Source organism: Streptomyces hirsutus, assembly GCF_001418415.1.
Classification (GTDB): Bacteria; Actinomycetota; Actinomycetes; order Streptomycetales; family Streptomycetaceae; genus Streptomyces; species Streptomyces hirsutus.
The window spans coordinates 1-15250 of record NZ_LIQT01000097.1 but is presented as its reverse complement, the minus strand read 5'-3'; the positions used below and the strand labels follow the sequence as shown (position 1 = coordinate 15250).

The 15250-nt window shown below is 70.9% G+C and carries 14 protein-coding genes; 12 read left to right on the top strand and 2 right to left on the bottom strand.

Going from position 1 to position 15250, the window contains the following annotated elements; all coding sequences use genetic code 11:
* The first annotated feature begins 134 nt into the window (after window positions 1-134).
* Window positions 135-554, top strand: a complete 420-nt coding sequence (locus AOK11_RS08600; RefSeq protein ID WP_055593059.1) for a Rieske (2Fe-2S) protein — start codon at window positions 135-137, stop codon at window positions 552-554.
* A gap of 67 nt (window positions 555-621) precedes the next feature.
* On the opposite strand, the gene AOK11_RS08595 is transcribed toward AOK11_RS08600, so the two are convergent.
* Both AOK11_RS08595 and AOK11_RS43345 read right to left on the bottom strand, forming a co-directional pair.
* Entirely contained in the window at window positions 622-1566 is a 945-nt protein-coding gene (locus tag AOK11_RS08595; protein WP_055593058.1) for a hypothetical protein, read from the bottom strand.
* Window positions 1567-1879: 313 nt separating this feature from the next.
* The gene (locus tag AOK11_RS43345) at window positions 1880-2053 is read right to left on the bottom strand and encodes a hypothetical protein (RefSeq protein WP_167353771.1); all 174 of its coding nucleotides are present in this window, start codon (window positions 2051-2053) and stop codon (window positions 1880-1882) included.
* A 175-nt stretch (window positions 2054-2228) separates the two neighbouring features.
* Between AOK11_RS43345 and uvrC the strand changes: the two genes are divergently transcribed.
* The 11 genes from uvrC (at window position 2229) to AOK11_RS08540 (ending at window position 15145) form a co-directional block, all read left to right on the top strand.
* Window positions 2229-4433 carry an excinuclease ABC subunit UvrC gene (uvrC, locus tag AOK11_RS08590; RefSeq protein WP_055593057.1) on the top strand — a complete coding sequence of 735 codons (2205 nt, stop codon included), beginning with the start codon at window positions 2229-2231 and terminating at the stop codon, window positions 4431-4433.
* Window positions 4430-5467, top strand: coding sequence for an RNase adapter RapZ (gene rapZ / locus AOK11_RS08585; RefSeq protein WP_055593056.1), 1038 nt, complete (start codon window positions 4430-4432; stop codon window positions 5465-5467). The genes uvrC and rapZ overlap by 4 nt, the downstream gene beginning before the upstream one ends.
* Window positions 5464-6531: a gluconeogenesis factor YvcK family protein gene (locus AOK11_RS08580; RefSeq protein ID WP_055593055.1), complete on the top strand. Its 1068-nt coding sequence runs from the start codon at window positions 5464-5466 to the stop codon at window positions 6529-6531. The genes rapZ and AOK11_RS08580 overlap by 4 nt, the downstream gene beginning before the upstream one ends.
* Window positions 6522-7511, top strand: coding sequence for a DNA-binding protein WhiA (whiA, locus tag AOK11_RS08575; RefSeq protein WP_055593054.1), 990 nt, complete (start codon window positions 6522-6524; stop codon window positions 7509-7511). The genes AOK11_RS08580 and whiA overlap by 10 nt, the downstream gene beginning before the upstream one ends.
* A gap of 511 nt (window positions 7512-8022) precedes the next feature.
* On the top strand, window positions 8023-9030 hold the full coding sequence (gene gap / locus AOK11_RS08570; protein WP_055593053.1) for a type I glyceraldehyde-3-phosphate dehydrogenase: 1008 nt from the start codon (window positions 8023-8025) through the stop codon (window positions 9028-9030).
* 148 nt (window positions 9031-9178) lie between these two features.
* A complete protein-coding gene (locus AOK11_RS08565) occupies window positions 9179-10390 on the top strand; it encodes a phosphoglycerate kinase (RefSeq protein WP_055593052.1) in 1212 nt (403 codons plus the stop codon).
* A gap of 6 nt (window positions 10391-10396) precedes the next feature.
* Window positions 10397-11185 carry a triose-phosphate isomerase gene (tpiA, locus tag AOK11_RS08560; RefSeq protein WP_055593051.1) on the top strand — a complete coding sequence of 263 codons (789 nt, stop codon included), beginning with the start codon at window positions 10397-10399 and terminating at the stop codon, window positions 11183-11185.
* Window positions 11186-11281: 96 nt separating this feature from the next.
* Window positions 11282-11515 (top strand): preprotein translocase subunit SecG, encoded by a 234-nt coding sequence (secG, locus tag AOK11_RS08555; protein WP_079034709.1) that lies wholly within the window; start codon window positions 11282-11284, stop codon window positions 11513-11515.
* A 234-nt stretch (window positions 11516-11749) separates the two neighbouring features.
* On the top strand, window positions 11750-12085 hold the full coding sequence (locus tag AOK11_RS08550) for an RNA polymerase-binding protein RbpA (RefSeq protein WP_079034708.1): 336 nt from the start codon (window positions 11750-11752) through the stop codon (window positions 12083-12085).
* Between the two features lie 357 nt (window positions 12086-12442).
* Entirely contained in the window at window positions 12443-14098 is a 1656-nt protein-coding gene (gene pgi / locus AOK11_RS08545) for a glucose-6-phosphate isomerase (protein ID WP_055593048.1), read from the top strand.
* A gap of 102 nt (window positions 14099-14200) precedes the next feature.
* The gene (locus tag AOK11_RS08540; RefSeq protein ID WP_055593047.1) at window positions 14201-15145 is read left to right on the top strand and encodes a hypothetical protein; all 945 of its coding nucleotides are present in this window, start codon (window positions 14201-14203) and stop codon (window positions 15143-15145) included.
* Window positions 15146-15250: the final 105 nt, after the last annotated feature.

The following is a 15250-nucleotide window of genomic DNA, read 5'->3' as shown; positions in this document are numbered from 1 at the left end:
CTTGCGCAAGCGTTTACGTCTCAGGTGCGCGCCCTGCCCCGTCCCGCCGTCCTCACCCGCTCCCCGCCCGGCGACCGCAGGGATCGCCCCCGGTAAGGTCGCCTCGTACCGCCGTTCGACCAGTGGAGATCCCCATGTCCGGCCGATCCGCCGCGAGCCGCCGCACCGTTCTGAGAGGCATGGCCCTCGCTCCTGTGGCCGGACTCGGCCTCACCGCCTGCGGGGGAGGCGAGGAGAGGCCCTCGCAGCTGGCCGGGCCCGTCGAACTCGGCGCGGAGAGCGAGGTCGCCCGGGGGAGCAGCAAGCTGTACTGGAACCACAACGTCGTCGTCAGCCGGGACGACGACGGCTCCTTCACGGCGTACAGCACCCTCTGCACGCACGCGAGCTGCCCCATCAACCAGCTGAAGGGGACGAAGCTGATCTGCCCGTGCCACGGGAGCGAGTTCGACGCCACCACCGGCAAGGTGCTGCGCGAGCCGGCGGTGGCACCGCTGACACCGCTCTCCGTCGAGGTCCACAACGGCACGATCGTCGCGAAGCCGCAGACCTGAGCCGCAGACCCGGGCCGCAGGGCTGAGACCCGGGCTGCAGGGCTGAGAGCCGGCTCCGAGCCTGGCCTCAGCCCCAGTCCCAGCCGATCCCCACGTACCCCGAGCGCACGCGCGGTTCGACCAGGTGCACCGAGCGGTGCAGAGCGCTGACCGCCAGCTCCTGACGGCCGCCGCGCGGTGCCGCCGCGGAGTGCTGGGTGAACCGGTGGCAGCGCGCCGGGAGCGCCCCGGCGTCGAAGCACACCTGGAGCGCGTACTGGCCGCCGGGGGAGTCCGTCCCGTGCAGGTACTCGTGCGAGACACCGGCCGTGCCGTCCTCGACGGCGTACCGGAACAGGAACGTGTCGCCGGCCCGCAGCCGTGTGTCGAAGAGCAGCTCGGCCGCGAGCACACCGGTGTCCTGCTGCCAGCGGACGCGGCCGGTGCGGCAGTTCTCCAGGGAGTGCACGGTCATCCGGGCCGGTGCGGAACCAGGGTCGCCGTGGTGGACGGCCACGAAGCGGTCGATGCCGTCCCGGTGTGCGCGCACGATGTGGTGGGACTCACGTTCCGCCAGCTCCCGGTGCGCCCCGATCCGGACCCGCTCGTGGTGCCCCAGGATCTGCAGTCCGCTGTCCCGGGGGGCGTCGAGCTCGGCCAGCAGTCCCGCGAGGACACCCGAGGCCTCGATCAGCGAGCGGTAGGAACGGCCCGCGGGGCGGCCGTCCGGCGTCTGCTCGTCGGACTCGGCGAGCAGGCGGATCAGCGACTCCTCCGGCAACTCCAGAATCTCCTCCAGTGCCCGTACCGCCCGCAGCGACTCCGCGCGCTGCGGGCGGCGGGCGCCCTGTTGCCAGTAACTGAGGCTGGTGACGCCCACCTTCACGCCGTGGCGCGACAGATGGTGCTGCACCCGTTGCAGGGGCAGGCCGCGGGCGGCTATCGCGGCCCGCAGGGCGACATGGAAGGGGCCGCCGCGCAGGGCCGAGTCCAGTTTCGCGGTGGTGTCCGTGTGCGGTGTGGCGTGCGGCATGCAGGGGCCTTTCTCTGAATGTCCACAACGGCTGGTCAGGCCGTTCGCTCGGCGCACTTCAGGACCCTCCCCCGTCGGCGCGGACGGGTCTTCACATCCGTACGCCGCCGTTCAGGGCCCCGAGTTTCCCCGCATTGAAGCGTGTTGACCAATTCCCGACAACACCTGACGCCCAACAAGCGGACACACCGCGCGTGCGCGCGCAGTGCGCACGCGCGGTGTCCACACGTCAGGGGCCGTGCCGACCCGAAGGCCGGCACGGCCCCTGACGTCCTCCTGCGAAGGGCTTCCCCGCGTACTTCCTACGACTTCCCTACGGCCGGCCTGCCGTGTCCTGGCCGCTCCTCGGACGCGGACCCAGGCGCTTGGCGCGCACGATGTCGGGGTCGCGTGGGTCGAGTGAGTCGAGGAGGGCGGCCGTCTCGTCCGCGTACCGGCGGGCACGGGCGGCCGGCCGTCGTGATTTCTCGATCCGTGTCTGTCGCATTGTCCGACCAGCCCTCCGACTCGTGACCGCGTCCGCATTCTGCTGGCATCCCGCCCGAGGGGCCGGACCCCCCACATTCCCGCTTCCCACAGGTCGTAACCCTCCCGGAGCAGTGCCCTGCCGATGGCCGCACGGCCCCGCCGCTGTGTCGGTCCCCGCCAGTAGGGTGTGAGACATGGCCGACCCCTCCAGCTACCGCCCCAAACCGGGTGAGATCCCCGACTCGCCGGGGGTCTACCGGTTCCGCGACGAGCACCGCCGGGTGATCTACGTCGGAAAGGCGAAGAGCCTGCGCCAGCGCCTGGCGAACTACTTCCAGGATCTCGCCGGGCTCCACCCGCGCACCCGCACCATGGTCACCACGGCCGTCTCCGTGGAGTGGACGGTGGTGTCCACGGAGGTCGAGGCGCTCCAGCTGGAGTACTCCTGGATCAAGGAGTACGACCCCCGTTTCAACGTCAAGTACCGCGACGACAAGAGCTACCCGTACCTCGCGGTGACGATGAACGAGGAGTTCCCCCGCGTGCAGGTGATGCGCGGTCACAAGAAGAAGGGCGTCCGGTACTTCGGTCCGTACGGGCACGCGTGGGCGATCCGCGACACCGTGGACCTGCTGCTGCGGGTGTTCCCGGTGCGCACCTGCTCGACCGGGGTCTTCAAGAACGCCGCCCGCACGGGCCGCCCCTGCCTGCTCGGCTACATCGGCAAGTGCTCGGCGCCCTGCGTGGACCGGATCTCCGCCGAGGAGCACCGCGAACTCGCGGAGGAGTTCTGCGACTTCATGGCCGGCCGCACCGGCGCCCAGCTGCGTCGCCTGGAACAGCGGATGGCCGAGGCGGCCGAGGAGATGGAGTACGAGCGGGCCGCCCGCTTGCGGGACGACATCGGGGCGCTGAAGAAGGCCATGGAGAAGAGCGCGGTGGTCCTCGCCGACGCCACCGACGCCGACCTGATCGCGGTCGCCGAGGACGAGCTGGAGGCGGCCGTCCAGATCTTCCACGTACGCGGCGGACGCGTGCGCGGCCAGCGGGGCTGGGTCACCGACAAGGTGGAGGAGATCACCACCGGCGCCCTCGTGGAGCACGCCCTGCAGCAGCTGTACGGCGAGGAGACCGGCGACGCCGTCCCGAGGGAGGTCCTGGTCCCCGCGCTGCCCGACCCGGTGGAGCCCGTCCAGCAGTGGCTCACCGGGCGGCGCGGCTCGGGCGTCTCCCTGCGGGTTCCGCAGCGCGGGGACAAGCGGGCCCTGATGGAGACCGTGGAGCGCAACGCCCAGCAGGCCCTCGTCCTGCACAAGACCAAGCGCGCCTCCGACCTGACCACACGCTCGCGCGCGCTGGAGGAGATCGCCGACGCCCTCGGCCTGGACAGTGCCCCGCTGCGGATCGAGTGCTACGACGTCTCGCACCTCCAGGGCGACGACGTCGTGGCCTCCATGGTCGTCTTCGAGGACGGGCTGGCCCGCAAGAGCGAGTACCGCCGTTTCCAGATCAAGAGCTTCGCGGGCCAGGACGACGTCCGGTCCATGCACGAGGTGATCACCCGGCGCTTCCGGCGCTACCTCGCCGACAAGGAGCGGACCGGCGAGTGGAGCGACGGCGAGGAGCCCGCGGCCGGTGCCGGCGGTGAGGCGGCCGGCGCGGACGGGACCGCGGGCCCGGACCGGACCGCCGGCACCGAGGGTCCCCCCGGCCCGGACGGGACCGCCGGCGACCCCGCCGTACCCTCCGCGAGCACGCTCACCGAGGACGACGGCCGTCCCAAGCGCTTCGCGTACCCGCCCCAGCTGGTGGTCGTCGACGGTGGCGCCCCCCAGGTGGCGGCGGCCCGCAGGGCCCTGGACGAGCTCGGCATCGACGACATCGCGGTGTGCGGCCTGGCCAAGCGGCTGGAGGAGGTGTGGCTGCCGGACGACGACGACCCGGTGGTGCTGCCCCGCACCAGCGAAGGCCTCTATCTGCTCCAGCGGGTCCGCGACGAGGCGCACCGCTTCGCCATCGGCTATCAGCGCGTCAAGCGGGCCAAACGTTTCCGGTCCGGTCCACTGGACGACGTGCCCGGCCTCGGCGAGACCCGCAAGCAGGCGCTGATCAAGCACTTCGGCTCGGTGAGGAGACTGCGGGCGGCGACCGTCGAGCAGATCTGCGACGTGCCCGGCATAGGCCGCAAGACGGCCGAGGCGATCACCGCGGCCCTCGCCGGAGCGGTTCCCGCCGGTCCCGCCGTGAACACGGCGACGGGCGAGATCATGGATGACATGGATGACATGGTTGATATGGAGGGCATGGACGACGGGGAAGAACCCGGGAAGTCCGGGGGTTCCCCCGGGGAGCCCGTTTCCGCGGGCGCCCCGGACGACCGACGGGGGCTGGAGAGATGACCGAGCACGAGACACACCAGGACCCTGGTCAGGGCGCGGACCGGAACACGGGCGCGGGCGCGGACCGGGGCGCGGGCCGGGACGAAGATCCTGGGACACGGCGGGACGACGACGGAACAGGTGACGGAGCACAGGTGAGTACGGGCAAGGAAACGGCCGGGGCCGCCGAGGCGGCGATCCCCGAGCTGGTGATCATCTCCGGCATGTCCGGGGCGGGCCGCTCCACGGCCGCGAAGTGTCTGGAGGACCTGGGCTGGTTCGTCGTCGACAACCTCCCGCCCGCGCTGATCCCCACCATGGTGGAGCTCGGCGCCCGCTCCCAGGGCAACGTGGCCCGGATCGCGGTCGTTGTCGACGTCCGCGGCCGGCGCTTCTTCGACAACCTCCGCGAATCCCTCGCCGATCTCGACGCCCGGGGCGTCACCCGGCGGATCGTCTTCCTGGAGTCCTCCGAGGAAGCCCTGGTACGCCGCTTCGAGTCGGTGCGCCGCCCGCACCCCCTCCAGGGCGACGGCCGCATCGTCGACGGCATCGCCGCCGAGCGCGAACTGCTGCGCGAACTGCGCGGCGACGCCGACCTGGTGATAGACACCTCCAGCCTCAACGTGCACGAGCTGCGCGCCAAGATGGACGCCCAGTTCGCCGGCGACGAGGAGCCCGAACTGCGGGCCACCGTGATGTCCTTCGGCTTCAAGTACGGCCTCCCGGTCGACGCCGACCTGGTCGTGGACATGCGGTTCCTGCCCAACCCGCACTGGGTCCCGGAACTGCGCCCGTTCACCGGCCGCCACGAGGAGGTGGCGGCGTACGTCCTCAACCAGCCCGGCGCCAAGGAGTTCCTCGACCGGTACGCCGAGCTGCTGCGGCTGATCGCCGCGGGCTACCGCCGTGAGGGCAAGCGCTATGTGACCATCGCCGTCGGCTGCACCGGCGGCAAGCACCGCTCGGTCGCCATGTCGGAGAAGCTCGCCGCCCGACTCGCCGCGGAGGGCGTGGAGACGGTGGTCGTCCACCGGGACATGGGACGGGAATGACCGCGCGTACCCCGCGGCTGTACCGGCTGCGCCGGGCGGTGCCCGAAGGGCGCGCCGGACGGCGGACCGAGGCCCGCGGCGCCAAACCGCGACGCCGGGGCACCCAGCCCAAGGTGGTCGCCCTCGGCGGCGGCATGGGGCTGTCCGCCTCGCTCGCCGCGCTGCGCCGGATCACCGGCGACCTCACCGCCGTCGTCACCGTGGCCGACGACGGCGGCTCCAGCGGGCGGCTCCGCGACGAACTGGGCGTACTGCCGCCCGGCGATCTGCGCAAGGCGCTGGCCGCGCTGTGCGGCGACGACGAATGGGGCCAGACCTGGGCCCGGGTCATCCAGCACCGCTTCCAGTCCAAGGGGGACCTGCACGAGCACGCGGTCGGCAATCTGCTGATCGTCGCTCTGTGGGAGCAGCTCGGCGACCACGTCCAGGCCCTGGACCTGGTGGGCCGGCTGCTCGGCGCGCACGGGCGGGTGCTGCCCATGTCCGCCGTACCGCTGGAGCTCCAGGCCCTGGTCAAGGGCCACGACCCGGAGCGCCCGGACACCGTGGACACCGTCCGCGGGCAGGCGACCGTCGCCCTCACCCCCGGCGAGGTGCAGTCCGTGCACCTCGTGCCGAACGACCCGCCCGCCGTCCCCGAGGCGGTCGAGGCGGTCCTGGACGCCGACTGGGTGGTGCTCGGCCCCGGCTCCTGGTTCTCCTCGGTCATGCCGCACCTCCTGGTGCCGGAACTGCTGGACGCGCTCATCCGGACCAAGGCGCGCCGGGTACTTTCCCTGAACCTCGCCCCGCAGCCCGGAGAAACCGAGGGCTTCTCCCCGCAGCGTCATGTGGAGGTTTTGGGACGACACGCCCCTAAACTCGCCCTGGACGTGGTGCTGGCCGACGAGGCCGCCGTGCCCGACCGCGACTTGCTGACCGACGCCGCCGAGCGGCTCGGCGCCGCGGTCGAGCTGGCGCCGGTGGCCCGGCCCGACGGAAGCCCCCGGCACGACCCGGAGCTGCTGGCCGCCGCGTACGACCGTATTTTTCGGATGCATGGAAGGATCGGCCCATGGCGATGACGGCAGCGGTGAAGGACGAGGTTTCCCGGCTCCCCGTCACGCGGACCTGCTGCAGAAAGGCGGAGGTCTCCGCCATTCTGCGGTTCGCCGGCGGCCTCCACCTGGTGAGCGGACGCATTGTGATCGAGGCGGAGCTGGACACGGCGATGGCCGCCCGCCGCCTCAAGCGGGACATCATGGAGATCTTCGGACACAGTTCCGAACTGATCGTGATGGCGCCGGGCGGGCTGCGCCGCGGCTCGCGCTACGTCGTCCGGGTGGTCGCGGGCGGCGACCAGCTGGCCCGCCAGACCGGCCTGGTGGACGGACGGGGCCGACCGATCCGCGGTCTGCCCCCGCAGGTGGTCTCGGGGGCCACCTGTGACGCCGAGGCGGCCTGGCGCGGAGCGTTCCTGGCGCACGGCTCCCTCACCGAGCCGGGCCGCTCCTCCTCTCTCGAGGTGACCTGCCCCGGCCCGGAGGCCGCGCTCGCCCTGGTCGGCGCCGCCCGCCGCCTGTCCATCGCGGCCAAGGCCCGCGAGGTGCGCGGCGTGGACCGGGTCGTCGTCCGTGACGGCGACGCCATCGGCGCCCTGCTCACCCGGCTCGGCGCGCACGACTCGGTGCTGGCCTGGGAGGAACGCCGGATGCGCCGCGAGGTGCGCGCCACGGCGAACCGGCTGGCCAACTTCGACGACGCCAACCTGCGCCGCTCGGCCCGCGCGGCCGTCGCCGCCGGCGCCCGGGTGCAGCGCGCACTGGAGATCCTCGCCGACGACGTTCCCGAGCACCTCGCCGCGGCCGGGCGGCTGCGCATGGAGCACAAGCAGGCCTCGCTGGAGGAACTGGGCGCACTGGCCGACCCGCCGCTGACCAAGGACGCCGTGGCCGGCCGGATCCGCCGGCTGCTCGCGATGGCCGACAAGCGCGCCGCCGACCTCGGCCTCCCGGGCACGGAAGCCAACATCGGCGAGGAACTCGCCGACAACCTCGTCGGCTGACACCTTCCCGTCCGGCCCGCGGCCTTGCCGGCCACCCGGCCCGCGGCCGGGACGGGCGTCCGGACCGCGCCGACCGCCGGCGCCCGTTGACGGGATCCCGCTGCCAAGGCTTCCCGACGCCCCGCCGGACGGACCCCCGCCGCGGGACGAACCTCCCACCGAGGACGAGCCCTCACCGCCAAGCCCTCCTGCGCCCCCGCTCATCGATCGACCGCAGCCGGCCGGAGGCCGGTCGGCGGGCGGGCGGGGGTCCCTCCACGGACTCCGACACGGTGACCGGACACCGGGAAATCCTTCCGGCCCTGGTCAAGTCGCCCTGTCGGACGGGCCGGACGAGGGCCCTCTGCCTGGGCGGTCCGTACCCTACTGACGGGTAAGGGTCGGCCTGCCGGGTATGGCCCGACTCGATGTCACGGGCGTGGTCCCGGAGAGGTAGGGTCGGGGGTGGTCGGGGACATCCCATACAGCTCGCCGGCGACTTGAGCCGGCGCACCAACGAGGAGATCGGTTCGTGACGATCCGCGTAGGCATCAACGGGTTTGGCCGCATCGGCCGGAACTACTTCCGCGCATTGCTCGAGCAGGGCGCAGACATCGAGATCGTGGCGGTCAATGACCTGGGTGACACCGCGACCACTGCCCACCTGCTGAAGTACGACACCATTCTGGGCCGCCTCAAGCAGGAGGTCTCCCACACCGCCGACACGATCACGGTCGGCGACAAGACGGTCAAGGTGCTCTCCGAGCGCAACCCCGCGGACATCCCGTGGGGCGAGCTGGGCGTCGACATCGTCATCGAGTCGACCGGCATCTTCACCAAGAAGGCCGACGCCGAGAAGCACATCACCGGTGGCGCCAAGAAGGTCATCATCTCGGCTCCGGCCAAGGATGAGGACGTCACCATCGTCATGGGCGTCAACCAGGACAAGTACGACCCGGCGAACCACCACGTCATCTCCAACGCCTCCTGCACCACCAACTGTGTGGCGCCGATGGCGAAGGTGCTCGACGAGAACTTCGGCATCGTCAGGGGCCTGATGACGACGGTGCACGCGTACACGAACGACCAGCGCATCCTGGACTTCCCGCACAAGGACCTGCGCCGCGCCCGTGCCGCCGCCGAGAACATCATCCCGACGACGACCGGCGCCGCGAAGGCCACCGCGCTGGTGCTGCCGCAGCTCGAGGGCAAGCTGGACGGCATCGCGATGCGCGTCCCGGTCCCGACCGGCTCGGTCACCGACCTGGTCGTCGAGCTCGGCCGCGAGGTCACCAAGGAAGAGGTCAACGCCGCCTTCCAGAAGGCCGCCGAGGGTGAGCTCAAGGGTCTCCTCGAGTACACGGAGGACCCGATCGTCTCCTCCGACATCGTCAACGCCCCGGCGTCCTGCACGTTCGACTCGTCCCTGACCATGGTCCAGGACGGCAAGAGCGTGAAGATCATCGGCTGGTACGACAATGAGTGGGGCTACTCCAACCGCCTCGTCGACCTCACGGTCTTCGTCGGCGACCAGCTCTGATCGTGGAGCAGACCGCCTGATATGAGTGCAGGGCTCGGCCGGCGCGCCTACGCGCTGTCCGAGCCCTGACGCACGTATCGGAGTGGTCGACCGCTTCCGATCACGAGCGATCACGAGCGAACACAAGCTCTTCTCCAGGAGTCCCTTCATGAAGACGATCGACGAACTCCTCTCCGAAGGGGTCGCGGGCCGGCGGGTCTTCGTCCGCGCCGACCTCAACGTGCCGCTGGACGGCACCACCATCACCGACGACGGCCGCATCCGCGCGGTGCTGCCCACCGTCAAGGCTCTTGCCGAAGCGGGCGGCCGTGTCGTCGTCGCCTCGCACCTGGGCCGCCCCAAGGGCGCCCCGGACCCCGCCTTCTCGCTCGCCCCGGCCGCCGCCCGCCTGGGTGAACTCCTCGGCGCCGACGTGGCGTTCGCGACGGACACCGTCGGCGAGTCCGCCACCGCCACCGTCGCCGGCCTCGCCGACGGACAGGTCGCGGTCCTCGAGAACCTGCGCTTCAACGCCGGCGAGACGGCCAAGGACGACGCCGAGCGCGGCGCCTTCGCCGACCGTCTGGCCGGCCTCGCCGACCTCTACGTGGGCGACGGCTTCGGTGCGGTGCACCGCAAGCACGCGTCCGTGTACGACCTCCCGGCCCGCCTGCCGCACGCCGCCGGCTTCCTCATCGCCACCGAGGTCGGCGTCCTGAAGAAGCTCACGGACGACGTCCAGCGGCCCTACGTCGTCGCCCTCGGCGGCGCCAAGGTCTCCGACAAGCTCGCCGTCATCGACGAACTGCTCGGCAAGGCCGACCGCATCCTCATCGGCGGCGGCATGGCGTACACCTTCCTCAAGGCCAAGGGCTACGAGATCGGCACGTCGCTGGTCCAGGAGGACCAGCTGTCCGCCGTCACCGAGTACATGGAGCGCGCCGAGAAGAACGGCGTCGAACTGGTGCTGCCGGTCGACACCCTGGTCGCCGAGGAGTTCCCGGACCTGAAGACGAAGGCGCCGGCCCACCCCGCCGCCGTCGCCGCGGACGCCATGCCGGCCGGCCGGATGGGCCTGGACATCGGCCCCGAGACCCGCACGCTCTACGCCTCGAAGCTCGCCGACGCGGCCACCGTCTTCTGGAACGGTCCCATGGGCGTCTTCGAGCACCCCGACTACGCCGAGGGCACCAAAGCGGTCGCCCAGGCCCTTCTCGACTCCCCGGGCTACACCGTGGTCGGCGGCGGCGACTCCGCCGCGGCCGTCCGCATCCTGGGTTTCGACGAAAAGGCATTCGGCCACATCTCGACCGGAGGCGGCGCCTCCCTCGAATACCTCGAGGGCAAGACGCTCCCCGGCCTCGCCGCACTGGAGGACTGACCCTCAATGACCGCTGCTGAAAAAGGCCGCACCCCGCTGATGGCGGGCAACTGGAAGATGAACCTCAACCACCTCGAGGCCATCGCCCACGTCCAGAAGCTCGCCTTCGCCCTGGCCGACACGGACTACGAGGCCGTCGAGGTCGCCGTCCTGCCGCCCTTCACCGACCTGCGCTCCGTGCAGACCCTCGTCGACGGCGACAAGCTGAAGATCAAGTACGGCGCCCAGGACATCTCGGCGCACGACGGCGGCGCCTACACCGGCGAGATCTCCGGCCCGATGCTGGCCAAGCTGAAGTGCACGTACGTGGCGGTCGGCCACTCCGAGCGCAGGCAGTACCACGGCGAGACCGACGAGCTCGTGAACGCCAAGGTCAAGGCCGCGTACAAGCACGGCATCACGCCGATCCTGTGCGTCGGCGAGGAACTGGCCGTCCGCGAGGCCGGCAACCACGTCGCCCACACCCTCGCCCAGGTCGAGGGCGGTCTGAAGGACGTGCCCGCCGAGCAGGCCGAATCCGTTGTGATCGCCTACGAGCCCGTCTGGGCCATCGGCACCGGCAAGGTCTGCGGCGCCGAGGACGCCCAGGAGGTCTGCTCCGCCGTCCGCGGCAAGCTCGCCGAGCTGTACTCGCAGGAAGTGGCCGACCAGGTCCGCATCCAGTACGGCGGCTCGGTCAAGTCGGGCAACGTCGCCGAGATCATGGCGCAGGCCGACATCGACGGCGCGCTGGTGGGCGGTGCCTCGCTGGACGCGGACGAGTTCGTCAAGATCATCCGCTTTCGCGACCAGTGAGTAGGCGCTAGCCGCGATCCGTCGTACCCTTGCGGGGTCCAGTCCTGAACTGGACCCCGCGTCGTCCCATCCGAATCCGAGGAAGTTGGTCCAGCCGTGGTTTTGGGGTTCTCGATCGCCCTGATCGTCTTCAGCCTGCTGCTGATGCTGCTGGTGCTGATGCACAAGGGGAAGGGCGGCGGCCTCTCCGACATGTTCGGTGGCGGCATGCAGTCCTCCGTCGGCGGCTCCTCGGTCGCCGAGCGCAACCTCGACCGGATCACCGTCGTGGTCGGACTGCTCTGGGCCGTCTGCATCGTCACGCTCGGCATCATGATGAAGACGGGTTGATCCGAGCGGAAGACCTTGGCGGACGATCCGCCCGCATCGGGTGCGCATTCCCCACGTAAGGCCCCATGTCCGGTACGCGCAGCACAGCGCGGCCTATCATGGGGCTTGCGTCTGGGGAGGGGAGCGGTAACTCCAATCACTGGACGCGCGTTGGGCCTTACGTAGACTGAGGCGCTCGCAGCGAAGCGGAACGCCGACTCGCTTCGCCGCGCCATCACGCAGGGAGTTACAACCGTGGCAAGTGGCAACGCGATCCGGGGAAGCCGGGTCGGGGCGGGGCCGATGGGTGAGGCCGAACGCGGTGAGTCAGCGCCGCGGCTGCGCCTCTCCTTCTGGTGCTCCAACGGGCACGAGACCCAGCCGAGCTTCGCGAGCGACGCGCAGGTACCCGATACGTGGGACTGCCCCCGCTGCGGCTTTCCGGCCGGCCAGGACCGGGAGAACCCTCCGGATCCGCCGCGTACGGAGCCGTACAAGACCCACCTCGCCTATGTGCGGGAGCGCCGCAGCGACGCGGACGGTGAGGCGATCCTCGCCGAGGCGCTCGCCAAACTGCGGGGCGAGATCTAGCAGTTCAGTTCGATTCGGCTTGGGAGCCGACGGCCGGCCGGGCGGCCCGCGCCGCACCGTGCTGTCCCCGATCCGTATCCGCGTCGTGCCGTGTTCATGTCCGGCTGCTCGCAGCCGGCTCCTTCTTCCCGCCCTCGGGGCCCTGCCTGTTCCGCCCCTCCCGCCTGCCCGTGGCCCGGCCCGGCGGACGTCCTGCCCGTCGCCGTGCTGAATGGCCGGGGGCCGGACAGCCGTATCTGTTGTTGTGCCCCACGACGGCGTCACGACAGGTGATGTCCACCTCTGCTCCATTAGGTTGGAACCGGCAGCGGGGCGGATACGCAGCACAGGCAGCAAGGAAGAAGGCTGAAGTCCGAGATGAACGCAGACGGCCGTACCAGGCTCGACCAGACTCCCGAGTGGACCGCACTGGCCAAGCACCGCGAGGAGCTCGGGAACCTGCGGTTGCGTGAGGTGTTCGCCGCCCACCCCGACCGTGGTACCGCGTACACGCTCCGGGTCGGTGACCTGTACATCGACTACTCCAAGCACCTCGTCACCGACGACACCCTGCGGCTGCTGCGCGAACTGGCCGTGGCCACCGACGTGTTCGGGTTGCGCGACGCCATGTTCCGCGGTGAGCGGATCAACACCACCGAGGACCGGGCCGTCCTGCACACCGCCCTCAGGGCGCCGCGCGACGCGGTGGTCGAGGTCGACGGGGAGAACGTCGTCCCCGGCGTGCACGCCGTTCTCGACAGGATGGCCGCCTTCGCCGACCGTGTGCGCTCCGGTGAGTGGACCGGCCACACCGGCAAGCGCATCCGCACCGTGGTCAACATCGGCATCGGCGGTTCCGACCTCGGTCCCGCGATGGCGTACGAGGCACTGCGCGCCTTCACCGACCGTGACCTCACGGTCCGCTTCGTGTCCAACGTGGACGGCTCCGACCTGCACGAGGCCATCCGCGACCTGGACCCGGCCGAGACGCTGTTCATCATCGCGTCCAAGACGTTCACCACCATCGAGACGATCACCAACGCCACTTCCGCACGGACCTGGCTGCTGAACGCGCTCGACGGGGGAGAGGTCGCCGTCGCCAAGCACTTCGTCGCCCTCTCGACGAACGCGGAGAAGGTCGCCGACTTCGGCATCGACACGGCGAACATGTTCGAGTTCTGGGACTGGGTCGGCGGACGCTACTCGTACGACTCGGCGATCGGCCTGTCGCTGATGATCGCCATCGGCCCGGACCGCTTCCGGGAGATGCTCGACGGGTTCCACCTCGTCGACGACCACTTCCGCACCGCCCCGGCCGAGTCCAACGTGCCGCTGCTGCTGGGCCTGCTGGGCGTCTGGTACGGCAACTTCCTGGGCGCCCAGTCGCACGCGGTCCTGCCGTACTCGCACTACCTGTCGAAGTTCACCGCCTATCTCCAGCAGCTCGACATGGAGTCCAACGGCAAGTACGTCGGCCGGGACGGGCGCGAGGTCCGGTGGCAGACCGGCCCCGTCGTCTGGGGCACGCCCGGCACCAACGGGCAGCACGCCTACTACCAGCTGATCCACCAGGGGACGAAGCTGATCCCGGCGGACTTCATCGGCTTCGCCGAGCCGGTCGCCGAGCTGAGCGACGCGCTCAAGGCGCAGCACGACCTGCTGATGGCCAACTTCTTCGCCCAGACGCAGGCCCTGGCCTTCGGCAAGACGCCGGACGAGGTGCGCGCCGAGGGCGTGCCCGAGGAACTGGTGCCGCACAAGACGTTCAAGGGCGACCACCCCACGACCACGATCCTCGCGCGCGAACTGACGCCGTCCGTCCTCGGCCAGCTCGTCGCCCTCTACGAGCACAAGGTGTTCGTGCAGGGCGCGATCTGGAACATCGACTCCTTCGACCAGTGGGGCGTGGAGCTCGGCAAGGTGCTCGCCAAGCGTGTCGAGCCCGCGCTCACCGAAGGCGCCGACGTGCCCGGTCTGGACGCCTCCAGCCGGGCCCTGGTCGCCACCTACCGGGAGCTGCGCGGCCGGAGCTGAGAGCGGAGCGGGAAGCGGGCGACGGACTGTCGCCCGCTTCCCGTAGAATCCCCCGTCGATCATGGTGCCAGTCATCGCGGTGAACGTTCGGGGGCGCTCAAGTTGGGACGTACAAGCGGGAGTTGGACAGGCGGCACGCTCAGGGCGTCGTCGTTCCTCAAGCCCCACCAGGTGGCACGGGCGCTGTTCCACCCCGAATGGATCCCTGATTCGCTCGATCCGTCCATCGAACGGCTCAAACGGATCCGGCTCATCGCCGGACTGACCGCCACCCTCGGCGTGTACACCTTCCTCGCCGGCGGGTTCGACTTCACGGAGCTGCTGACGAACACGCTGACCGCGGCCGTGGTCCTGCTGTTCCTCACCCCGCTGACGGTCGGCGTGATGCTCCTGGTGTGGCGGCGCACCGGCACCGTACGGGAGCTGCGGGTGCCGCTGGCCGACGGGTTCAAGCTGCTGCTGCTCTTCGTCTGCGCCCTCGCCACCCCGGTGCTGCTGGGATGGTGGATGCTCGGACTGGGAAGGGACGACCTGTTCCTGTTCCTGTTTCTCTGCCTGGTGATGCTGTGGCTGGTCGTCTTCGTCTTCGCGGCGGCGCTGCGGGTCTCCGGGAACTTCTTCGGCACGGGCGCCGTGCACCGCTCGCTGCCGGCCCTGCTCGCCGTCGTCACCTGCTGGCTGATGTCCCTGCCGGACCTGATCACCGGTGATCTGAAAGGGCTCGGTCTGGCCCTGGGCGTCGTCTTCATCCTGGCCGCCCCGCTGACGGTCACCGGGATCGCGCTGCTGGAACTGCGGCGGCTCAAGCGGCGCTACGGCGTCCGGCTGGCGGACCACCCGGCGGCCCGGGGCCCGCTCCCGGGACCCGTTCCGCCGGTCCCCGCACAGGCCCCGGCGCCGCACCCGGTCCCCGCCCCGGCGCCCGGTCCGGGGCAGCCGCACATCCCGGTCCAGGGGAACCCCTACACCTACCCGCAGTCCCCGTACGCCCTGGGCACCCCCGGCAATCCGTACGCCCCGCCCGCGCAGAACCCCTACGCGGGCTGAGCCGCCGGGCACCCGGAGCCGTCGGACCAGAGGCATCGCCCCGCCCGGGCGCCCCGCCCCGTCACTCCGTCACTCCGCCACTCCGTCACGCGACCGCTCTCAGCG